Source organism: Vagococcus luciliae, from assembly GCF_024637875.1.
Lineage (GTDB): Bacteria > Bacillota > Bacilli > Lactobacillales > Vagococcaceae > Vagococcus > Vagococcus luciliae.
This window is the reverse complement of record NZ_CP102451.1, coordinates 144,697-167,356: the sequence shown is the minus strand read 5'-3', so window position 1 is coordinate 167,356 and position 22,660 is coordinate 144,697. Positions and strand designations below refer to the sequence as shown.

Sequence of the window (22,660 nt, the reverse complement as noted above, 5' to 3'; positions counted from 1 at the left end):
AAAGGAAAAAATATGTTAAAAAATTGGAAAAAATTAGTTATAATGGGATTCTTGGTATTTGGATTCATAGGTTTTTCTACAGTAGCTTATTCATCTGGTTCAGATAAGCTTCTTTATGATTTAACTTATGATAAAGAAAGAAATGTTCTAACAGGAAAAACAACACCAAATGCCAATATTTTTCTGACAAATCTTGCTGGATCTATTGTAGCAAACGATAAAGGAGAGTTTGAGGTACCGATTCCTAAAGGAACAAAAGAAGCAATGGTAGGAATGTTAGATGCTGAAGGAGATAAATCAACTGATGTTCGGTATGACTTTGATAAGGGTAAAGTCATTGCTGCAGAGGAAACTAAAGAGTCTGAACAAAAGAAAGAGTCTGAAGATAAGACCAAAGAAAGTACAGAAGACTCTGGTAAAGTAAGCAGCTCTAATACCGAAGAAACAAGTACGAGTGAAAGTGATAGTCAATCACAAGCGGCGTCTAATACAGCTTCTTCTAACAAGAAAGAAAAAGAAAGTACTGAAAAAAGTACAAAAACAAAGACAAAACAAGCACCTTCTATTTTAAAGTGGATACTGGCTATTGTAGCAGTCATTGCTACAGGAGGCGCCGTGTGGTTTTTATGGAAGAAAAAACAGGCATCAAACAAATCACAAGCGAAACATTCACGTGAAAAAAAATCATCGAAAGATTCTAGTAACAAAAGTCAAAAAAAATCAGGGAAAAAAAATTCTAAGAAGAAGTCTTCAAATCGTTCCCAATCTAAAAAAAATTCAACACACGGTAGGAAACAAACACATCATTCCGCCTCAAAAAAAGTATCAAATGATAAGAAAAAAAATCAGCCAAAACGTAAAAAGAAGAAATCATCTAAAAAATAAAAAGATTCAACGACTAAAAGGTAAGGTCGTTGAATCTTTTTTAAATTAGTAGATAGCTTAATATTGCAATATCAATAAACTGATTATTTTCAGATAAAAAGGCCTTTCTTTTAATTCCTTCTAAGTAAAACCCCATTTTATTATATAAATGGAGGGCTCTATGATTACGGGTTTGAACATTTATTTCGATGCGTTTAGTCACTTCGTAATCCAAACATAATTGAATCAATTCTTCAATCATAGCAGTTCCTAGCCCCAGTCCCCAAAATTCTTTTTTTATAGTAATTCCTAATTCTCCAACATGTTGAAAAGCAGAATCATCATCACTTACAATAGTAGCCACTCCTATAATATCATCATGATTTAATGCTAATAGGATAAATTGATTTGGCGCGTTGTAAATATAGTCTATTTCATGAGCCATTGTATCTGGTGACATGTTCAAAGCATGTGGACTGACAACTAGATAGGGTGTCTCTTGATTAAGAAGGCTAATTGCATTGATTAAATGGGTTGCATCACTAGGAATGGCTTGGCGAAGAGTGATATTAAATTCAGTCATTTTTTTGTTCCTCTTCTAGTTTAGTTATCAATGTATTAATTTGATTATAGCGTTTATCTGCTCCGTAATTTTCAATGGTTACAAATCTTGTGTTTTCAGGCGTTTTATGGAGAATAATTTCAATAAAATCGTTATCCATTGTGTCTTTAATTAATTCTCCCCACTCAATTAAACAGACACCATCCCCATCTAGATACTCTTCTAAACCTAGATCATCGCTGGAGCCTTCAAGGCGATAGACATCCATGTGATATAGAGGAATTCTGCCACTGTCATATTCACGTATTAATGTATAAGTTGGACTTTTTATGATTTGTGTAATCCCCAATCCTTTTGCAAAACCTTTAGAAAAGGTTGTTTTACCTGCACCTAACTCTCCAGTCAAAATAAAAATATCTCCCGGTTGGGCTAATTCTGATAGCAATTTTCCAAAAGATTGTGTATCTGTATCATTTTTTAAATAAAACGTCATATGAATGCTCCTTTGATAGTCTTTATCTGTAAGTATATCGTAGAGTTGAAAAATAAAAAAGAAAGTATATGGCATAATTAAAAATAGATGCCCTTTTTTTAATGTCTTGTGGTATATTAAATTTATAGAGAGTTGGTTGTGTGGAATGGAGATTTTAATGGGTGATGTAAGGGATTGTAAGGGGATGTACTCGATTGGAGAGGTAGCAAAAATGTGTAATGTTTCCCGCAAAACATTACGCTTTTATGAAAAGTTAGGATTAATTATTCCCGATTATGTCAGCGAGAAAAATGGTTACAGGTATTACAAAGAAGAAACGATGAATTTAATCCCTATTATTAAATATTACAAGCAAATGGGTTTTAAATTACAAGAAATGGGTAACGTACAAAAAACATTAGATAGTTTTTATAAAGAACCAAAATTTTTAACGAAACAATCAGAATTAAAAGAAGAAGAACAACGCATAAAAAATAGTTATATAGCGATTACAGAGTGGGTAGACTTGCTAAGAGAAGGATCAATCGCAATTGAAAATAATATTCAAAATGTTAACGTAAAATATTTTGATTCATTTGATTATGTCTATCTAGAACAAGAATTTCATCATAATTATATGGATGCGGTGATTAATATCCCATGGGTAAATTATTTAGAGAAGATTGACTGTCAAATTAGTGGACCTGTGATTTTACACTATGAAGATGGTCAAGAAAAAATGTCTCAGGATAGATGTAATATGCGAGTGTTACAGAAACCAGTTAATAATTTATCTGCGAATGTTCCCACGATGTCGTTTGGAGGAAAGCTCTTTTTATCAAGCTATCATATAGGAGATTTGACTCAGATTAGTAACCAATATAATAAAATGTTAGATTGGGCAAAAGAAAATAACTATGAATGCTCCAATGAATTATATGAGCGTTTTGTGATTGATTATTGGTCAACAATGAATACGGATACATTTGTTGTAGAATTATTAGTACCCGTAACCAAGAAGAAGTAACATCTTTAAGGAGCAATTTTGGCGCAAGGTCATTATCTTGAGCTTAAAAATTGCTTCTTTTTTTGTCGTAGTATATGATGATGAATATCGATTAGTGTGTTACTGAGCATAAGTTGTCCTAAGGGAAATGTTTTAAATCGTGTGTTTAATTTTTAAAAAATTATGTATTATAAAAATATATATATGTTGTAATATAAGGGTTTATGACCATTTTTTTAATTTTAAATTGTTATGCATCAAAAAAAAAATAAAAATATTTGTAGTGAAAAATAATATAAAAGAAAATTAAAATAGTTATTTATTTTTTTAATGTGAAAAACAACACAATTATCTGTGTTGTTTTTTATTTTTTTATTTAAAAATAAATAATAATGATTAAAAATAGAAAAGCATATAAATCATCTTATGTGTGTGTGAATTAATTGAGTATTCTCAATTACTCTAGTTAACTGAAAAAGTAGATTTCAGTAGTACAGGGAGTTTGGTGTATCAGTCATAAAAATGTGTTTGACTCTCACCTTAAGGGGATGTTCTAGATTATAACTATAAACAAAAAAAGAAAACGCTTTATAATAGGAGGAAAAAAAGATGAAGTACGATGCATTAGGAATGGTGGAAACAAAAGGATTAATAGGTTCAATCGAGGCAGCAGATGCTATGGTGAAGGCAGCAAACGTGTCATTAGTCGGTCGTGAATTTGTTGGAGGCGGTATTGTAACAGTAATGGTAAGAGGTGACGTAGGAGCAGTTAAAGCAGCAACAGATGCAGGAGCAAGTGCTGCAGAGCGTGTAGGAGAACTTCTTTCTGTACATGTAATCCCTAGACCACATGGTGAAGTGGAAAATATTTTACCATTAAGAAACAACAACTAAATTAAGGGGGAACATTAATGGAAACTCAAAAAAACATGGTATGTTCATCCGCAGATACAAAGATGAGCTTAGTAAATAAAAAATTTAGAATGAAAGGGATTACTAATGGACTAATATCTGGTATTACTTATGCTATTTATTCCACACTTGTGGTAGTAGCCAGTGGGTATGATCCTTTAACAAGTGCAGTTGGTATTTTAGCAGCTCCTTTCGTTTGTTCGGGATTAAATGATTTTTTTGCTGGAATATTTTTATTATTTTATAACGCTAAAGAAGGCAGACTTAAAGAAATTATTCGTATGGTTAAAACCAAACCCGGAAAAATGTTGGTTGTTGGATTTTTATTAGGAGGGCCTATTGCAAATGGTGCATATCTTGTTGGACTAGCTTTAGCGGGTGCATATGCTATTCCAATTTCAGCTACTTGTAGTTTGTTTGGTGCTTTGTTCTCATGGATCTTTTTAAAACAAAAACCAACATTAAGAATTGTTATTGGCATGATTATTTGTGTATTAGGTGCTATTACAATTAACATGGTCGCTCCAGAAGGCGCACCAAACTTCACACTAGGTATCATTTGTGCATTAGTTGCAGCAGTATGTTGGGGATTAGAAGGTGTGTTTTCAAGTTTTGGTGGTGCCATGATTGATACAGATGTAGCGGTTAATTTACGTGAATTAGTTTCAGGACTTGTTGTAATTATTTTTATTTTACCGGTTATTGGTGGTGTAGACTTATTATTTAATACATTATCAGCTGTTACACCAGTTATTTGGTTGATTTTCTCAGGACTAAGTGCAGGAATTTCATTTTTAACATGGTATAAAGCAAATGCAATGGTTGGAACAGCCGTTGGAATGTCGTTAAATGTTACTTATGCTTTTTGGGGTGTTATATTCAGTGTTTTATTTTTAGGAGACACAATTACACCAACTATGATTATTGGATCAATATTGATTGTTATGGGAGCCATTCTAGTAACAATGAACCCATTTGATTTATTCAGAAAGGGGGAAGCGTAATATGCTTTTACCTGCAAGAACAGCTGTTTTAAATCAAATGTATGGCAGAAAAAAATATAATGTCCAAGAAGTGATGGTACAACTGAAATCACAATATGGTGAAGAAAAACAATTTAACCAAAGATTATTTTCAGAACATCTTATGGCGCTTGAAGCCAACGGTTTAGTTGAGTTAGATAGCTATAATCTAGATGAAAATGATGAGTTATTAATGTACTACATCATTACCGAAGAAGGAAGAAAAACAGTGGATAAATATGTTGATAAGGCTTATAGATAAACTTTTTTCTAACAACTTGTGAATTGAATAATAAGGGGGATTGAACTTGGTATACAGAGGTCAAGAAGCATTAGGTTTAGTCGAAACAATCGGATTAGTACCTGCATTAAAAGCATGTGATGAAATGCTAAAGGCAGCAAACGTTGAATTAATTTCATATGAAAATATAGGATCGACATTAGTTACCATTATGGTGAAAGGTGATGTGGCAGCGGTTGAAAGTGCGGTAGAAGCTGGAGCAAGAGCGGCAAAAGAAATCGGGACATTAACAGCGCATAACGTCATGCCAAGACCTATTGAAGAAATCGGAAAAATTGTATCGGTTCACAGTATTGATGGATAAAGAGGAGGGTATGCGTATGCAAAGTTTTGAAGCAATCGGCGCAATCGAAACATTCGGTTTGGTATTTGTGCTAGAAGCATGCGATGCAATGTGCAAAGCAGCAGATGTTGAGTTAGTCGGCTATGAAAATGTTGCATCAGGGTATATTTCAGTCATTGTAAAAGGTGACGTTGCTGCATGTAAAGCAGCAGTAGAAGCTGGAACATCAGCAGTTGAAAAACTAGGAGCAGAAATTTATAGCTCAGTAGTAATTGCTGGACCACATATGGATTTAAATAAAATCATTCAGTATTATCAATTGCTTGATGAACCGCTTCAAGAGGAGGGAGCTGCTGTTTAGATGAGTAGAGCAGATAAAGATCTGTTATCAATCCAAGAAGCCAGAATTCTTGTTGAAAACGCAAGAAATGCTCAATTTTTAGTTAAAGACTATAAGCAAAGTTACTTAGATAAAATAATTAATCAATTATTAGAAAATATCACAATGGAATTAGCACACTTTATAGATATGGAAGTAAATGAAACAAAACGTGGTTCTATAAAAGACAAAGAATGGTTATTAACACATTTCTTATCACAGCTAGAAAAAGAATTATCTAATCAACAGTGTATCGGAGAGCTTTTAAAAGATTCTGCGGGGAATATTTTAAAAGTGGGCGTGCCTTTAGGTGTGATAGTAGTCTTTCCATCAGAAAATAATGTCATTTTAAACACATTATATAGTATCGTTATCGGCATCAAATCAGGTAATAGTATCATTGTTATCCCTGATAATGAAGCCTATCATACAACAATTCATGTCGTAAATAGTGTGAAAAATATTTGTGAAAAATATGGGTTACCAGTAGGTTGTATCACATGTCTTGAGAGTATTTCTGAAAGTGGCATATTAGAAATAGTGACACATAAAAATACTTCAATGATTATTTCGGCTGGAAAAATAAACAACACAACCAATACTCAAAAGCCGATAATTTATGGAGGAACAGGAGGGACACCAGCTTTTATCGAGCACACTGCTAATGTGTCAGATGCCGTACAGTCAGTGATAGACAGTCGCTCATTAGATAATGGGATGTTGCCAGGATCAGAACAATATTTAATAGTTGAACAAAGTATCGCTAGTGAAGTGAAACAACAGCTACAACAAAAAGGGGCGCACTTTTTATCTGAGGAAGAAGAGCATCAGCTACTTAATTTGTTACAGCCTAAAGATAATGGCATTAATCCTATATGTGTTGGAAAAAATGCTTATGAACTAGCTGAATTGGCTCATTTTTCTATTGAAGATAATACCAGTGTTTTAGTATCGGAAAAACATTACGTGCATGAACTAGATCCTTTTGTTAATGAAATGAAATGCCCAGTCATTGCTTTTTATTTAGAACCTGATTGGATGCATGCGTGTGAAAAATCAATTCGGTTATTAAAGGAAAAAAATAATGGTCATACAATAGCGATACATTCAAATAATTTAGAAGTATTAAATCAATTTGCCTTAAAAAAACCGGTAGGAAGAATGATAGTTAATTCACCGTCTTCTTTAGCTAGTATGGGGATAAACTCAACGCTAGCAACTTCATGTCTGTTAGGTGGTTTAACAACTGGTAAAGGAATAAGCGCGAAAAATATAACAGCATCAGATTTAACGTATATTAGAGAAATTAGTCATTCAACGCAGTGTATTGAACACGTTAATAATGTTGATGAAGAATCTCATGAAAAAATGTTAGAAGAGATTTTACGAAAAATTTTAGCTTAAAACATTATGTAAAGTGAGGAATTAAGATGGATATTAAAGAATTCTCAGCTAAATTAGCTGAAGCGACAAAAGAGTTAAGTACAGAAGAACAACAAGCATTGATGAAAATGTTTGCTTCAGTATCAGATGATATTACAAAAACAGATTCAGTTGATTTAACTTTTGTAAGCGGTAATCAATCAGGCGTGCCAAATGGTATAACACCTAGATTGGAAGCTTTGAAAGAAAATTACTTAAAACAAAAACCAACTATCACGACTCATAAAGCACGGGTGATGACAGAAATAGCCAGAGAAAATCCTGGAATGCCTAAAAATATTTTACGATCAAAATCATTTAAGAAAAGTTGTGAAACAGCACCTTTAGTTATTCAAGAGAATGAATTAATTGTTGGGGCTCCAAATGGCGCGCCAAGAGCTGGATCTTTTTCACCAGATATTGCATGGCGTTGGATGGAAGAAGAAATTGATACGATTTCTAGTAGACCACAGGATCCATTTTATATTTCTGATGAAGACAAACGTATCATGAGAGAAGAATTATTCCCATTTTGGAAAGGTAAATCAATTGATGAATACTGTGAAGATCAATTTAGAGAAGCTGGCGTTTGGGAAATTTCTGGTGAATCATTTGTATCAGATTGTTCTTACCATGCAGTAAATGGTGGGGGAGATTCGAATCCTGGTTATGATGTCATTTTAATGAAAAAAGGCATGCTAGATGTCCAAAAAGAAGCACAAGAACAATTAGATAAATTAAGCTATGACAATCCTGAAGATATTGAAAAAATTTATTTCTACAAATCAATTATCGAAACAGCTGAAGGTGTGATGATTTACGCTCGTCGTATGTCAGAATATGCCGCTCAACTTGCAGCAAAAGAGACTAATCCACAACGTAAAAAAGAATTACAAAAGATTTCAGAAATTAATGCTAAAGTACCAGCTAATAAACCTGAAACATTTTGGGAAGCGATTCAAGCAGTTTGGACAATTGAATCTTTACTTGTTGTTGAAGAAAATCAAACAGGTATGTCAATTGGTCGTGTCGACCAATACATGTATCCATTCTTTAAGAATGATATCGAAACTGGTCGGATGAGTGAGTTTGAAGCATTTGAATTAGCGGGTTGTATGTTAATCAAAATGTCAGAAATGATGTGGATAACAAGTGAAGGTGGTTCTAAATTCTTTGCTGGTTATCAACCATTTGTCAATATGTGCGTGGGCGGAGTAACTCGTGAAGGCTATGACGCAACCAATGATTTAACTTATTTATTAATGGATGCTGTGAGACATGTAAAAGTGTACCAACCATCATTAGCTTGTCGAATTCATAATCGTTCCCCACGTGAATACTTGAAAAAAATTGTGGATGTTGTTCGTGCTGGAATTGGATTCCCTGCCTGTCATTTTGATGACACACATATCAAGATGATGTTAGCTAAAGGTGTGTCGATTGAAGATGCACGTGATTATTGTTTAATGGGTTGTGTTGAACCACAAAAATCAGGAAGACTTTATCAATGGACATCTACAGCCTACACACAATGGCCAATTTGTATCGAATTAGTGTTAAACAGAGGGGTTCCTTTATGGTATGGCAAACAAGTTTGTCCAGATTTAGGTGATGTATCACAATATAAAACATATGAACAATTTGAAGAAGCTGTTAAAGAGCAAATCAAATATGTGACAGAATTATCATCCATCGCAACGGTTATCACTCAACGTGTTCACCGAGATTTAGCACCAAAACCATTAATGTCAATCATGTATGAAGGTTGTATGGAAAATGGAAAAGATGTATCAAGTGGTGGAGCGATGTATAACTTTGGTCCTGGTGTGGTTTGGTCAGGATTGGCAACGTATACAGATTCAATGGCAGCTATTAAAAAATTAGTCTTTGAAGAGAACAAATACACACTTGAAGAACTTAATACAGCATTAAAAGCAGACTTTGTTGGCTATGAACAAGTCAGAACAGATTGCTTAAATGCACCAAAATATGGAAATGATGATGACTATGCAGATTTAATTGCAGCAGATCTTATTCACTTTACAGAAAAAGAACATCGTAAACACAAAACGTTATTCTCAGAATTATGTCATGGAACGTTATCTATTTCAAACAATACACCTTTAGGACAATTGACAGGAGCATCTGCTAATGGTCGTAAAGCATGGATTCCGTTGTCAGATGGTATCAGTCCAACACAAGGTGCAGATTTTAAAGGCCCTACAGCGATTATTAAATCTGTTTCTAAAATGGCTAATGATACGATGAATATGGGAATGGTTCATAACTTTAAAATTATGTCAGGTATGTTGGATACAGAAGAGGGAGAAAACAGCTTAATTACATTACTTAAAACAGCTAGTGTACTAGGAAATGGTGAAATGCAATTTAACTACCTTGATAACGAAACACTCTTAGATGCGCAAAAACATCCGGAACAATATCGTGATTTGATTGTTCGTGTTGCAGGATATAGTGCTTTCTTTGTTGAATTATGTCAAGACGTTCAAGATGAGATTATCAGCCGTACAATGATAACAAAATTTTAGCAATAAGTTAGAAAAGTGGTGAATCAATTGATAGATTCAGTCGAAAGACAGGTGATGGTTTTTAATATCCAAAAATATAGTCTTTATGATGGACCTGGTATCCGGACGATTGTATTTTTTAAAGGCTGTCCCTTAAGATGCCAATGGTGTGCTAATCCGGAGGGGTTAGAACGAAAATTTCAAGTCATGTATAAAGAAAGTATTTGCAGTGATTGCCATGCTTGTGTGGATGCTTGCCCAGTTGGAATTCATTACATTGATGAAAAAGGTAATCATCAAGTGAATCGTGATATTGCTTGTACAGGATGTCAAGAATGTGTGGCTGTTTGCCCAATGTCAGCTTTAAACATTACAGGAGAAATACGATCTATTTCAGAAGTGATGGAGATTATTCATGAAGATGATGAGTTTTATGAACAATCTGGTGGAGGGGTGACACTAAGTGGTGGTGAATGCACCGCACAACCTGAAGCAGCTCTTGCCTTATTGCAAGCATGTAAAGCAGATGGTATTAACACAGCTATTGAAACATGTGGTCACTCACGAATGGATCGCTTGATGGCAATCGCTGAGTATGTGGATTTATTCTTATATGATTTAAAACATATGGATCCAGTGAAACATAATCAATTAACTGGGATTAGTAATGAACGGATTTTAGAGAATCTAAAACAACTACTAGAAGATGGACACGATGTTCACATCAGAATGCCAATGTTAAAAATGATTAATGATAGCAAACCAGAAATAGAACAAATTGTTAATTTCTTATTGCCTTATAAAGATTACCCTAATTTTAAAGGGATTGATTTACTGCCTTATCATAAATTGGGTGTGAATAAATATGGGCAATTAGGTATGGAATATCCAGTAGATGGTGACCCATCATTATCTGATGAAGAGTTAGATCAGATTGAAAGTTGGATTAAAGAATATGATTTCTTTGTAAAAGTGGTGCGACATTAAAATAGTGAAAAAGAGGTGGTTAAACTGTTAGATGATACTGTTAAACGAGTAATAGAAGAGTCAGTTCCAGGAAAGCAAGTAACGTTAGCTCATGTTATTGCTTCTCCAATTGAAGAAATTTATGACTCTCTAGGTATTGAAAATGAAGGTGCAATCGGTATTTTAACCATTTCTCCATTTGAAACAGCTATTATTGCCGCGGATATTGCAGGGAAAAGTGCTGATGTACAGGTTGGTTTTCTTGATCGATTTACAGGTTCTGTATTGATTTCAGGAGATGTTCAAAGTGTGGAAGAATCTCTTCAAACAGTTGTCAATGTGTTAAAACAGACATTGAATTACGAGGTTGTTAAGGTGACACGTACATGAAAAAACGTGTGCTGATCATTGGACCTAAACAAAGTGGAAAAAGGGAGATTGCTCAATATATTGAGCAATCTCAAACAGAAATAAGAAAAGTAGCAAATGTATTATATACAGAAAAAACAATGATTGTTCCTGATACTTATTTAGAGAGTCCATGGATGCATAAACATATTATTGCATTACAACAAACAGCTAGTTGTGCGTTATTTTTAGTCCCTATTAAGTCCTCTAAAGTAAGTTATCCACCAAATTTTTCAAAAATTTTTCGTGTACCAGTTGTGGGAATGATAACGAGTCATGGAAAATCATATACGGAAAAAGATCAAAAACAAGCACTAAATGTTATTGAAAAGATAGGATTATCTAAAACGTGGTATCAAGTAGATTTAGAAAAAGAAACAGACGTAGAGTATTTAATAAATACTTTGAAGTGGTAAAAACATAATGTTAGAGAGGAGGTGTTATTTTGTTAAATGAATTTCAAATGGCGACTGAAATTTTTTCAGGAAAAGATTCTTTAGAAGAATTAAGTCAATTAACATTAAAAAAAGTGTTGTTAGTTTGTGATCCATACATGGTTCAATGTGGAAGAGCAGATGAGTTGGTGAATTTATTAGCTAAAAGTGAGATTGAATGTACTATTTTTTCTGAGATCACACCTGATCCAACCATTGAGATTGTAACAAAAGGACTTGTTTCTGCTTTATCGGTTGAACCAGATAGCATCATCGCTCTTGGTGGTGGATCGGCAATGGATGCGGCAAAGGCAATTCGTTATATTTATCAAATAGTGCATCAAGATATCTCTATTTCTCTTATTTGCATTCCAACTACAAGTGGAACAGGCAGTGAAGTGACATCATTTTCAGTTATTTCAGATCCAATATCTGATAGCAAATATGCATTGGTTGATAAGAAAATGATTCCAGATGTGGCAATATTAGATCCTAAATTGGTTTTAACTGTTCCTAAAAATATTACAGCAGATACTGGGATAGATGTTTTCACACATTGTATTGAGGCATTAGCTTCAACAAAAGCTAATGATTTTACAGATGCAAATGGTGAAAAAGCAATCACGATTATCTGGGATAAACTAGTAACAGCTTATAACGATGGTGAAAACATAGATATTAGAGAAAGTATTCATAACGCTTCTTGTTTAGCTGGAATAGCGTTTAACGAGGCATCGTTGGGGATTTGTCATAGCTTATCACATGCGCTAGGAGGACGTTTCCATTTACCTCATGGAAGAGTAAATGCATTATTACTTCCTCATGTTATCTCTTATAATGCGGAATTAGAAAATGATAGAGAAACAGACAATTTAGAAAAATATCGACGTATTGCAGGTGTTCTAGGTATACAATCAGGAACGGCTAAATCAACTGTTTATGCGTTTATTTCTAAATTAAAACGTTTGATGAAACAATTAGATTTACCTCAATCGATTGAAGAATTTGGAATTGATCACCAAGCATTTCTAGAAGCTATTCCAGAAATGGCTGAAAAAGCAATGCAAGATAAATGCACGTTGACAAATCCTCGAAAACCTCAGCAAGCAGACTTAGAAATGATTTATCGTAAGTTGTTGAGAGGTGGGTATTAAATGTATTTTTTTACAGAAAAAGAATTAAGAATGATGTATAAAAAAAAGGCATTTAATCAGTTTGTGTTAGAAAAAAACCAAAAATTAACACCAGAAGCAAGGCAGTTTTTATTAGACAGAAAAATTGATGTGACAACACATAAATATAAAAAGACACAAGAAAAGACGTTACAAAAGGAAAAGCAATTGACCGAATGGATGGGGTATAAAGAGATTCTCTCATCAGAAATATTGGAAGCTTATTTTCTGAGTGAAACGATTAAACATCGTGTTTCTAAACGAATTCTGTTATTGGAATCATTTATGAGAGAAACTTTAGAGCAACCAAAAGATCTGAATGATGAAAATTTACCACTATTTGTGGATATTTACCCATATGTGACGTACTTAGAAGGACCACTACTAGTAAAATTACAAAAAGTCTATGGTTTACTTTGTTTAATGACTCATCAATTTCCTGAATTTTGTCATGGATTTAGGAAGATAGTGACAGAGTTAGTTGACATTGTGGAAACGATAGTTGGAGGTATAGATGACAAACGAGATGACGTTACACTGTAATAAGTTTATTCAAACATTTGAAACGGTTATTAAAACACCTAAAAAAAGTAAATCTGACGTGTTTTATACAGGAGTTGATTTAGGAACAGCTTGTATTGTTTTAGTTGTTTTAGGTAGCGATTATCAACCTGTTGCAGGTGCTTATCAATACGCCAATGTTGTCAGAGATGGAATGGTAGTTGACTATGTAGGGGCCGTTGATATTGTTAGAGAATTAAAAGAAGAGTTAGAAAAAAAATTAGGCACTACACTTGTTTATGCAGCAGCCTCTTTACCACCTGGAACAGATGGTTTAGATGGTGGGGCTATAAAAAATGTCGTACAAAGTGCAGGGTTTGAGTTGACTAATGTATTAGATGAACCAACAGCAGCCAATCAGTTATTAGGATTAACTGATGGCGCTGTGGTTGATATTGGTGGAGGAACAACAGGGATTGCTATTTTAGAAAATGGAAAAGTAGTGAAAGTTGCAGATGAAGCAACAGGGGGTACTCACTTATCATTAGTTATTGCTGGAAATTATAAATTTAATTTTGAACAAGCAGAAAAATATAAACGTAATGTAAAACATCATGATGAATTATTACTCGTGGTTAAGCCAGTGATTCAAAAAATATCTTCAATTATTTCAAATCAAGTTAAAGGATATAAGGTAAATGATATTTATCTTGTTGGTGGTACAGCTTGCTTGAAAGGGATTGAAACAATTATCGAAAAAGAGACAGGGATAAAAACGATTAAACCAATTAATCCAATGTTTGTCACACCAATAGGAATTGCTTTAAGTTGTACCAATCAAGTAATGTAAGGAGGCTAAAAAATGGATTGTCGAATTATTAAATCACCCGGTGAAAATACGATGGCTATTTTAAATAGACGAAAAAGTTCAAAAGAAAAGTTAGATAAACCAGATGCAATTGGCTTAGTTCAAGGGAAATTAATAGAGATGATTTGTGCCACAGATGTTGCAGAAAAGGCTGTTGGTGTGACAATTGAAGATATTCGAGGAAGTTGTCCACAAAATATGATTTTACTAGCAATTTTTGGGGATACAGCCTCAGTAGTTGCAGCGATTGAAGAAATCAAGCGAAGAGAGAAGAATAACGAATGGTAACTGCGACGTTAATAGATAATATTTGGGCAACACGAAAATCTGATAAATTGAATGGGTTGAAGTTAATGCTTGCCAAAATTAATGGTGGTACAAAAGATGGTGAGGTTATAGTTGTCTGTGACGTGATTGGGGCAGGTATTGGTGATCGGGTCATTATTGCCACAGGAAGCGCAGCAAGACGAATGCTGGAAGACGATCTTATTCCTATTGATGCTGCTGTAATAGGTATTATTGATGAAAGTTGTGAGTCAGTGTAAAGAGAGTGTGACAAAATGAAAAAATTGATTTGTGCTAGTGATGTGGAGTCACTCCATGAAGAGAATAAACGAGTCATTCCTATCACAGAAAACACAATTGTAACCCCTTCAGCAAATGATTTAGCTGAAGAATATGATATGACGTTTAAAGTTGAAAAAGGCAAGTTAAATGTATCCGAAATGATAACACAGGAATGGAGTAAAGAATCTTTAGTGACGTTACTAAAAAATTTAATAATGGATAACGCGTTATCTCCTTTTATTCTCGAAAGAGATTTGAGTGGTGTGGAAATAATAAAACATCACACGATACAATTAAAGGGTTTTCCACAAAGAGAACGAGGGGTTTTTGCTCAAGAATTAATGCACTCATCTAACGGAGAAGGTTGTTTAGAATATGTCTCTATCAATCCAATGCATTTTATTGAACAACAAGTCGATGATACTTTCTTTTATATCATTGAGGGAGAATTAAAGGCAACATTAAAAGAGAGTACAACATGTTTAGCAGATGGAGATATCATATATGTGCCTAAAGATGAAGTAATTGATTGGGATGTCACCAAGCAAACAAAAGTAATTAAAGTGAAGATGAAAGGTTGTGTTAGCTGATGAATGAGTCTCTAGGAATGATTGAAACAAAAGGACTTTTGGCAACCATTGCGGCTTCAGATACCATGTTAAAGTCAGCTGACGTTCATCTACTTGGTGTTACTAAAGTAGGTGGAGGATTAACTTCTATTTTAATTACAGGCGATGTTTCGGCAGTAACCACAGCTGTGAGTACTGCTGAATCGAACCTTTCTTATCTATCCTTTGATACAGTTGTGTCATCACATGTGATAGCAAGACCAGCAGTTGATTCCAGTCTTTTTATAGATAAAACAGAGTCTATAGAAAAAAGTATTGATGTAATAGAAGAACTTGAAGTTAAGGAAACAGTCACTTTAGAAGAAGAGCCGGTGAATTCCTTAATAATTGAAGATACTAAAAAAACATTAGATTTAGATTTTTTAGAATTAAATAATTTAACCTATCATGATAAAGAAGAATTGATGCAACATTTGACTCAAATGAAAGTCGTTGATTTGAGAAAAATAGCTAAACATCAAACAAATTTTAGTATTGTTAGAAAAGATCTTTATAAAACAAGTAAAGAAAAATTAGTAGAAACATTAAGTGAGTTTTTAATAAACAATGAATAGAGGAGTTTGAATGGAAATATTTGATAAAGATTTAAAATCCATACAAGAAGCAAGAGATTTAGCGCGTAAAGGTAAAGTAGCAGCTAATGAGATTTCGACTTTTTCACAAGAGCAAATCGATCATATCTTGCAAAAAATGGTTCAAGTGGTTAGTCAACAATCATCTAATTTAGCACAAAGAGCTGTTGAAGAAACAGGATTTGGAAAAGTGATGGATAAGATGTATAAGAATCATGCTGCTTCAACTCTTTTATATGATGAAATAAAGAATGAAAAAACAATCGGGATTGTTTCAGAAGATGAATTAAAAGGAACGTTTGATGTTGCAGAACCAGTGGGATTAGTATTAGGGATTATTCCATCAACTAACCCTACTTCTACAGTTATTTTTAAAGCAATGATAGCCATTAAATCAAGAAATGCTATTGTCTTTTCACCACATCCATCAGCTCTAGATTGCACGAAAAAAACAGCTGAGATGTTAAATCGCGCTGCAGTATCAGCAGGGGCACCTGATGGTATTATTAGTTGTTCAACTATACCAACTATGGCAGGAACAAACGAGTTATTACATGCACCTGAAGTGAGTTTAATTATTGCAACAGGTGGTCCTGGTATGGTAAAAGCTGCTTATAGTTCAGGAAAACCAGCATTAGGTGTTGGGGCAGGAAATTCACCAGCCTATATTGAAAAAACAGCTAATGTTAAAACAGCAGTGGAAAAAATCATTGCATCTAAAACATTTGATAATGGAACTATCTGTGCGTCAGAACAATCCATCATCTGTGAAAAAGGAAATGAAGAAGAAGTTGTTCGTGAATTTAAAGCACAAGGTGGTTATTTCATGACACCAGAAGAAACAGAAAAAGTATGTGCTTTACTATTTAAAAATGGTTATGTGATGAATGCTGGTTTTGTTGGACGAGAAGCCACAGTGATTGCAGAAGCAGCAGGTATCACTGTACCAAGCGATACAAAAGTATTGATTGGTCGACAAGAAGGTGTTGGAAAAGGTTACCCATTATCATTTGAAAAATTAACAACGGTATTAGGTTTTTATGTGGTAAATAATTGGGAAGAAGCCTGTCATTTAAGTATTGAGTTATTACAAAATGGTATCGGACATACGATGAGTATTCATACCAATGATAAAGATATGGTGATGAAGTTTGCGGCTAAACCAGCTTCAAGAATTTTAGTTAATACTGGAGGAAGCCAAGGTGGAACAGGTATCTCAACAGGGTTACCAATTTCATTTACATTAGGCTGTGGAACATTTGGTGGAAGTTCAGTTTCTGAAAATGTTGGACCAAAACATTTATTAAACATTAAAAAAGTAGCGTATGGATTGAAAGATGTTCGAACACTGGTAAAGGATGATAAAACATTCCATCCAGATGGCGAGAATTTCTGTATTGGGGAAGAAAGAGTTTGCCAAATGAGTGAGGCATCTAAAAACGTAACGGATGTATCAGAAAATGACTTAGAGACACTAACGAAAGTTGTTCGTCAGATATTATCTACGATGAATTAATCAAGAGATGAGTTGATAGAATGGAAAATTATGAAGAACTTTTAATAGAAATATTAAAAAAAATCGCACAAGAATCCAAACAAACAGATCTGAGTATTCCAGTAGGGATATCGAATCGACACATTCATTTGTCAAGAGAAGACGTAGAGTGTTTATTTGGTAAAGGTTATGAGCTGACGAAATTAAAAGATTTATCTCAACCTGGTCAATATGCTTGTAAAGAAACCGTGATGATTTGTGGACCTAAAGGGATGATAGAAAATGTTAGAATTTTAGGTCCTGAAAGAAAGCAAACACAAGTAGAAGTATTAAAAAGTGATTGTTTTAAATTAGGAATTAAAGCACCATTAAGATTATCGGGAGAATTACAAGATTCAGGATCTGTGACATTGATTGGTCCAAAAGGGTCTAAAATGATAGTCAATGGAGCGATTGTTGCTAAACGACATATTCATATGCCATCAAAAGATGCGACAAGATTTGATGTGATAGATGGCGAGAATGTCTCAATTGCTTTTGATGGAGACAGAGGTGGCGTACTAAATGAAGTCACCGTGCGAGTAGACGACCATGCTGGTCTAGAGTGTCATATTGACGTTGAAGAAGCTAACGCACTTGGAGTAGGTTCTAACACAACTATTGTGATTCAAAAAAATTAATATAAAGAAAATTTAGGAGGAAATTATAATGAAATCTGATGCTTTAGGAATGATCGAAACAAAAGGACTAATTGGTTCAATAGAGGCTGCTGATGCAATGGTTAAAGCAGCTAATGTATCTTTAGTAGGAAAAGAATTAGTTGGTGGAGGAATTGTTACAGTTATGGTGCGTGGTGATGTTGGCGCAGTTAAAGCAGCAACAGATGCTGGAGCAGCAGCAGCTCAACGTGTTGGAGAATTATTATCTGTTCATGTTATTCCAAGACCACATTCAGAAGTAGAAAATATTTTACCAACAGAAATCTAATCAATTAATGATGAAATAATCTATAAAGCGGTGCAAATTGTCCTTTTAAAGAGATGAGATGTTCCGCTTTTTATATTAAAGGAGAAAGCGATGAAAAAAACAGTCATTATAGGCTCTAATCATGCAGGAATAGCTGCTGCTAATGTTTTATTAAATCATTATCATCATGAGGTGGTGATTATAGAAAAGAATGCAGAGTTTAGTTATTTAGGTTGCGGAACAGCACTTTGGGTTGGACAACAAATTGATTCATATGAAGGATTATTTTATTTAAATGAGTCGGATTTCAAGAAGAAAGGTGCTAAAATCTATACAAGCACAGAAGTTATACGTGTTGATTTTCGTAAAAAAATCGTTACTTGTACGAATTTAAATCATGAAACATTTACTGAAGAATATAATAACTTAATATTAGCGACAGGTTCTAAACCCATCTTATTAAATGTCCCTGGCAAAGAATTGGATAATATTTTTTGTTTAAAAACATTTAATGACGGAAAAAAGGTCAATGAATTTGCTGAAAAAGAAACTATTCAACGAGTGGCGGTAATTGGAGCAGGTTATATTGGAGTTGAAATAGCTGAAGCGTTAAAAAGAAGAGGGAAAAAAGTATTGCTTTTTGATGGAGAAAATCGTTCGCTATCGGGTTATTATGACCAGGAATTTTCAAGTAAGATGGATGAAACATTGTCCAATAATGGAATAGAGCTTCACTTTGGAGAAAGAGTGACGGAATATCAAGGTAAACAATCAGTAGAGCGACTTATAACAGATAAAGGAAACTATGCAGTTGATATGATTATCAATGCTGTTGGTTTTTTACCAAACAATGATTTAGGCAAACAGGAGTTAGAATTGTTTCGTAATGGTGCCTATGTTGTCGATGAACACCAACAAACAAGCAACCCTTCAGTTTATGCAGTGGGAGATTGCGCGACCATATTTTCTAACGCTTTACAAAAAATGGATTACATAGCATTAGCTACAAATGCTGTTAGAAGTGGAATAGTTGCTGGACATAGTATAGGCGGTGGAGAAGTGGCTTCATTAGGAGTGCAAGGCTCTAATGCTATTTCAATATTTGGATTTAATATGTCATCAACTGGTTTATCTTTTGAATCAGCTATTAAAAGAGGATTAGCAGTATCTTATACGGATTATGAAGATTTACAAAAACCAGCATTTATGGCTGATAATTACAATGTTAAACTTCGTATTGTGTATGAAACTGACTTAAGACGAATTGTAGGCGCACAAATATGTTCTGAAAAAGATGTATCCATGCTGACTCACCTATTTTCTCTTGCGATTCATAAAAAATTGACAATAGATGAATTACAATTATTGGATTTATTCTTTTTACCACATTTTAATCAGCCGTATAATTATATTACATTGGCAGCTTTAAATGCCAAATAAATAAAAACCAATGCGATTTTCTATTTCAGAAAAGGCATTGGTTTTTTATGTTTACTATTTATTCATTATTGCTTGTCCAGCAGTGATGATGGATAATTTGTAAACATCTTCTTCATTACATCCACGAGATAAGTCAGAAATTGGTTTATTTAACCCTTGCAAGATAGGACCAATTGCTTGGAATCCACCTAAACGTTGAGCAATTTTATAGCCAATATTTCCAGATTGGATTTCAGGGAAGATAAAGACATTTGCTTGTCCAGCTACATCTGAATCAGGTGCTTTTTGTTTCGCAACAGAAGGAACGTAAGAAGCGTCAAACTGTAATTCACCATCAATAGCCATTTCAGGCGCTAATTCTTTAGCGATACGAGTTGCTTCAGCGACTTTTGTTACTTCTTCAGATTTTGCAGATCCTTTTGTTGAGAAGCTCAATAAAGCAACTTTAGGATCAATATCAAATAATTCAGCTGTTTTAGCACTTTCAACAGCGATTTCTGCTAATGCTTGAGCATCAGGATTGATGTTAATAGCACAATCAGAGAAAATATATTTTTCTGAGTCACGGTTACCTAACATTAAGAACGCACCACTTGTACGGCTAACACCTGGTTTAGTTTTAACGATTTGTAAAGCAGGGCGAATTGTGTCACCAGTAGAGTGAACAGCACCACTTACTAAACCATCAGCTAAGTCCATATAAACTAACATTGTTCCAAAGTAGTTTTCATCTTTTAAAATAGTACGTGCTTGATCTTCTGTTGCTTTACCTTTACGGCGTTCAATGAAAGAAGCAACCATCTCATCAAATTTTTCGTAAGTGTCAGGGTTAATAATTTCTAAGTTATCAACACTTAAACCACGAGAAGCAGCCAATTCTTTGATTTCTTCAGGCTTACCAATTAAGACAGGCTCGATTAAGTTATCTGATTTTAAACGAACAGCAGCACCTAAAACGCGTTCATCTGTTGGCTCAGGAAAAACCATACGTATATTTTTGTTAATAATTTTATGTTTAAGTTGGTCAAATAATTCCACGAAAACATCCTCCAATTTTCTTATACTTTTTTCACATGTCTATCATATCATGTTTATGAACAAAAAGAACAGTATTTTGTTCTGTTTTTTCGAAAAAACTTAGGTAAAACATAATAACACCAAATAAATTTTTAATAAAAATAAAACAGATTTTTTTATTTTATTAGTACAGTTTAGGATAACGTCCAATTTATCGGTTGTTGATTTGTTTCTTTTAAACTATTATTTATTTTAGAAAATGGCTTTGAGCCAAAGAAACCCCTATATGCCGATAGTGGACTAGGGTGTGGAGCTTCGATAATGATGTGTTTTGTTTGATCAATTAACTGTTTTTTTTGTTGAGCGGGTTTACCCCAAAGGACAAAAATGATAGGGTTCTCTTTTTTGTTCAACGATTTTATTATACAGTTTGTGAAGTTTTCCCATCCTTTGTTTTTATGCGAATGAGCTTTTCCTTTTTCAACAGTTAGGACTGTATTAAGTAATAAAACGCCTTGTTTTGACCAAGGAACTAAGTAACCATTACTAGGAATATCCATTTTACAATCATCAGCTAATTCTTTAAAAATGTTCACTAAAGAAGGCGGTATCTTAGTTCCTGGTAGTACAGAAAAACTAAGTCCGTGAGCTTGATTATCTCCATGATAGGGATCTTGTCCTAAAATAACGACTTTTGTTTTACTGAATGGAGTGTAATTTAAAGCACTAAAAATATTTTTTTTATCAGGAAAAATGGTTTTTGATTGGTATTCTTTTTCTAAAAAAAGTTCTAAATTTTTCACATAGTCGGTTTGTAACTCATCATGCAATATATCTTGCCAGTCTGTTTGAATTAAGTCTTTTAACATTTTTTCACCTCTATTGTTTAGTTTATCATAATTTTTTTATTATAAATGTATCTTTCAAAAAAAAATGGTACACTAATAATAATAAAAAAACTAGGAGGTATATTATGATTAAATTAATCGCATCTGATATGGATGGCACGCTTTTATCATCTCATCTAGACATTTCAGAATTAAATAAACAAGCTATTAAAACAGCTGCAGAAAATGGTATTGAGTTTATGGTAGCAACAGGTAGAGGTTATTCGGAAGCTCGGCCAGTTTTAAATGAGGCAGGTATTCATTGTGGCATGATTACTGGTAATGGTGCACAAATCTTTGATGAGTTTGATAATGTCTTACATACTGTTAGTTTAGAAAAAGAAACAGTTAAAGAGGCTATGAAAATTTTAGAAGAAGAAGACCTATATTATGAGTTAATGACAACAGAAGGTGTGTATTCGAATAATGAAGCACAACGAATTGAAAAGTTTGCGATTCTTTTATCTGAAAATATTCCTCATTTAACGTTTAAAATGGCGATTGCTATGGCTTCAACGCAGTTAAAAATGCTACCTGTTAACTATACAGAACATTACGATACGTTAGTTGATGATCCTGAAGTAGACATTTTAAAAGTGATTGCGTTTAATGAAGAGGGAGCTAAGAGATTTGAGCCAGCTTTAGAAAAACTTCATAAATTAATGAATGTTCATGTGACATCATCTGGTGTGAATAATTTAGAAATTAATCATGTTGATGCAACAAAAGGAAATGCTGTAAAATATATCGCTGAAAAACGTGGCATTTCTATGGATGAAGTCTTTACAATTGGTGATAATTTTAACGATTTACCTATGTTGGAAGTAGCAGGAGTGAGCTTTGCCATGGGAAATGCTGAAGATAAAGTAAAAGAAGTTGCTAAGTATCAAACAGATACAAATGTTGAAGATGGTGTGGGTAAAGCAATATTGCGTGCAATTGAAGAAAATCTTTAGAAAAAAAGATTTTGATTAAAGGAAGTTGATA

28 protein-coding genes are annotated in these 22,660 nt (G+C 33.8%); 24 read left to right on the top strand and 4 right to left on the bottom strand.

Annotated elements, in window-relative coordinates; translation table 11 throughout:
* The first annotated feature begins 12 nt into the window (after positions 1 to 12).
* Entirely contained in the window at positions 13 to 885 is an 873-nt protein-coding gene (locus G314FT_RS00930) for a hypothetical protein (protein WP_257701683.1), read from the top strand.
* A gap of 40 nt (positions 886 to 925) precedes the next feature.
* Here the strand turns inward: G314FT_RS00930 and G314FT_RS00925 are convergent, their stop codons facing one another.
* On the bottom strand, positions 926 to 1,447 hold the full coding sequence (locus G314FT_RS00925; protein WP_257701682.1) for a GNAT family N-acetyltransferase: 522 nt from the start codon (positions 1,445 to 1,447) through the stop codon (positions 926 to 928).
* A complete protein-coding gene (tsaE, locus tag G314FT_RS00920; RefSeq protein WP_257701681.1) occupies positions 1,440 to 1,919 on the bottom strand; it encodes a tRNA (adenosine(37)-N6)-threonylcarbamoyltransferase complex ATPase subunit type 1 TsaE in 480 nt (159 codons plus the stop codon). The genes G314FT_RS00925 and tsaE overlap by 8 nt, the downstream gene beginning before the upstream one ends.
* 157 nt (positions 1,920 to 2,076) lie before the next feature.
* On the opposite strand from tsaE, the gene G314FT_RS00915 reads away from it, so the two are divergent.
* The 22 genes from G314FT_RS00915 to nox all read left to right on the top strand — a co-directional run bounded on the left by G314FT_RS00915 (position 2,077) and on the right by nox (position 19,769).
* Positions 2,077 to 2,925 carry a MerR family transcriptional regulator gene (locus G314FT_RS00915; RefSeq protein WP_257701680.1) on the top strand — a complete coding sequence of 283 codons (849 nt, stop codon included), beginning with the start codon at positions 2,077 to 2,079 and terminating at the stop codon, positions 2,923 to 2,925.
* Between the two features lie 588 nt (positions 2,926 to 3,513).
* Positions 3,514 to 3,798 carry an ethanolamine utilization microcompartment protein EutM gene (gene eutM / locus G314FT_RS00910; RefSeq protein ID WP_117972434.1) on the top strand — a complete coding sequence of 95 codons (285 nt, stop codon included), beginning with the start codon at positions 3,514 to 3,516 and terminating at the stop codon, positions 3,796 to 3,798.
* Positions 3,799 to 3,815: 17 nt separating this feature from the next.
* Positions 3,816 to 4,820 carry a DMT family transporter gene (locus G314FT_RS00905; protein ID WP_257701679.1) on the top strand — a complete coding sequence of 335 codons (1,005 nt, stop codon included), beginning with the start codon at positions 3,816 to 3,818 and terminating at the stop codon, positions 4,818 to 4,820.
* Between the two features lies 1 nt (position 4,821).
* Positions 4,822 to 5,100, top strand: a complete 279-nt coding sequence (locus tag G314FT_RS00900; protein WP_257701678.1) for a hypothetical protein — start codon at positions 4,822 to 4,824, stop codon at positions 5,098 to 5,100.
* Between the two features lie 46 nt (positions 5,101 to 5,146).
* Entirely contained in the window at positions 5,147 to 5,443 is a 297-nt protein-coding gene (locus G314FT_RS00895) for a BMC domain-containing protein (protein ID WP_257701677.1), read from the top strand.
* A 16-nt stretch (positions 5,444 to 5,459) separates the two neighbouring features.
* Positions 5,460 to 5,783: a BMC domain-containing protein gene (locus G314FT_RS00890; protein WP_257701676.1), complete on the top strand. Its 324-nt coding sequence runs from the start codon at positions 5,460 to 5,462 to the stop codon at positions 5,781 to 5,783.
* Positions 5,784 to 7,205 (top strand): aldehyde dehydrogenase family protein, encoded by a 1,422-nt coding sequence (locus G314FT_RS00885; protein WP_257701675.1) that lies wholly within the window; start codon positions 5,784 to 5,786, stop codon positions 7,203 to 7,205.
* A gap of 26 nt (positions 7,206 to 7,231) precedes the next feature.
* Positions 7,232 to 9,772, top strand: coding sequence for a choline trimethylamine-lyase (gene cutC, locus G314FT_RS00880; protein WP_257701674.1), 2,541 nt, complete (start codon positions 7,232 to 7,234; stop codon positions 9,770 to 9,772).
* A gap of 54 nt (positions 9,773 to 9,826) precedes the next feature.
* Positions 9,827 to 10,738 (top strand): choline TMA-lyase-activating enzyme, encoded by a 912-nt coding sequence (gene cutD, locus G314FT_RS00875; RefSeq protein ID WP_257702468.1) that lies wholly within the window; start codon positions 9,827 to 9,829, stop codon positions 10,736 to 10,738.
* 24 nt (positions 10,739 to 10,762) lie between these two features.
* On the top strand, positions 10,763 to 11,107 hold the full coding sequence (locus G314FT_RS00870; protein WP_125956528.1) for a BMC domain-containing protein: 345 nt from the start codon (positions 10,763 to 10,765) through the stop codon (positions 11,105 to 11,107).
* The gene (locus G314FT_RS00865; RefSeq protein ID WP_257701673.1) at positions 11,104 to 11,541 is read left to right on the top strand and encodes a EutP/PduV family microcompartment system protein; all 438 of its coding nucleotides are present in this window, start codon (positions 11,104 to 11,106) and stop codon (positions 11,539 to 11,541) included. Before G314FT_RS00870 ends, G314FT_RS00865 begins: the two co-directional genes overlap by 4 nt.
* 29 nt (positions 11,542 to 11,570) lie before the next feature.
* Entirely contained in the window at positions 11,571 to 12,713 is a 1,143-nt protein-coding gene (locus tag G314FT_RS00860) for a 1-propanol dehydrogenase PduQ (protein ID WP_257701672.1), read from the top strand.
* Entirely contained in the window at positions 12,714 to 13,274 is a 561-nt protein-coding gene (locus G314FT_RS00855) for a hypothetical protein (protein ID WP_257701671.1), read from the top strand.
* A complete protein-coding gene (gene eutJ / locus G314FT_RS00850; RefSeq protein WP_257701670.1) occupies positions 13,246 to 14,082 on the top strand; it encodes an ethanolamine utilization protein EutJ in 837 nt (278 codons plus the stop codon). Before G314FT_RS00855 ends, eutJ begins: the two co-directional genes overlap by 29 nt.
* Positions 14,083 to 14,094: 12 nt before the next feature.
* On the top strand, positions 14,095 to 14,388 hold the full coding sequence (locus G314FT_RS00845; protein ID WP_125956330.1) for a BMC domain-containing protein: 294 nt from the start codon (positions 14,095 to 14,097) through the stop codon (positions 14,386 to 14,388).
* Entirely contained in the window at positions 14,382 to 14,645 is a 264-nt protein-coding gene (locus G314FT_RS00840; protein ID WP_257701669.1) for a EutN/CcmL family microcompartment protein, read from the top strand. The genes G314FT_RS00845 and G314FT_RS00840 overlap by 7 nt, the downstream gene beginning before the upstream one ends.
* 15 nt (positions 14,646 to 14,660) lie before the next feature.
* Positions 14,661 to 15,257: a cupin domain-containing protein gene (locus G314FT_RS00835; RefSeq protein ID WP_257701668.1), complete on the top strand. Its 597-nt coding sequence runs from the start codon at positions 14,661 to 14,663 to the stop codon at positions 15,255 to 15,257.
* Positions 15,257 to 15,850, top strand: coding sequence for a BMC domain-containing protein (locus G314FT_RS00830; protein ID WP_257701667.1), 594 nt, complete (start codon positions 15,257 to 15,259; stop codon positions 15,848 to 15,850). Before G314FT_RS00835 ends, G314FT_RS00830 begins: the two co-directional genes overlap by 1 nt.
* Positions 15,851 to 15,860: 10 nt before the next feature.
* Complete coding sequence (locus tag G314FT_RS00825; protein ID WP_257701666.1) at positions 15,861 to 17,384, top strand: acetaldehyde dehydrogenase (acetylating); 1,524 nt, start codon at positions 15,861 to 15,863, stop codon at positions 17,382 to 17,384.
* 20 nt (positions 17,385 to 17,404) lie between these two features.
* Positions 17,405 to 18,043, top strand: a complete 639-nt coding sequence (locus G314FT_RS00820) for a phosphate propanoyltransferase (protein WP_257701665.1) — start codon at positions 17,405 to 17,407, stop codon at positions 18,041 to 18,043.
* Between the two features lie 28 nt (positions 18,044 to 18,071).
* Positions 18,072 to 18,350 (top strand): ethanolamine utilization microcompartment protein EutM, encoded by a 279-nt coding sequence (eutM, locus tag G314FT_RS00815; RefSeq protein WP_117972452.1) that lies wholly within the window; start codon positions 18,072 to 18,074, stop codon positions 18,348 to 18,350.
* A 90-nt stretch (positions 18,351 to 18,440) separates the two neighbouring features.
* A complete protein-coding gene (gene nox / locus G314FT_RS00810) occupies positions 18,441 to 19,769 on the top strand; it encodes a H2O-forming NADH oxidase (protein WP_257701664.1) in 1,329 nt (442 codons plus the stop codon).
* A gap of 54 nt (positions 19,770 to 19,823) precedes the next feature.
* On the opposite strand, the gene pta is transcribed toward nox, so the two are convergent.
* The gene (gene pta, locus G314FT_RS00805; RefSeq protein ID WP_257701663.1) at positions 19,824 to 20,807 is read right to left on the bottom strand and encodes a phosphate acetyltransferase; all 984 of its coding nucleotides are present in this window, start codon (positions 20,805 to 20,807) and stop codon (positions 19,824 to 19,826) included.
* 173 nt (positions 20,808 to 20,980) lie between these two features.
* On the bottom strand, positions 20,981 to 21,655 hold the full coding sequence (locus G314FT_RS00800; RefSeq protein WP_257701662.1) for a uracil-DNA glycosylase: 675 nt from the start codon (positions 21,653 to 21,655) through the stop codon (positions 20,981 to 20,983).
* A gap of 104 nt (positions 21,656 to 21,759) precedes the next feature.
* Between G314FT_RS00800 and G314FT_RS00795 the strand changes: the two genes are divergently transcribed.
* Positions 21,760 to 22,629, top strand: coding sequence for a Cof-type HAD-IIB family hydrolase (locus tag G314FT_RS00795; RefSeq protein WP_257701661.1), 870 nt, complete (start codon positions 21,760 to 21,762; stop codon positions 22,627 to 22,629).
* Positions 22,630 to 22,660 lie beyond the last annotated feature (31 nt).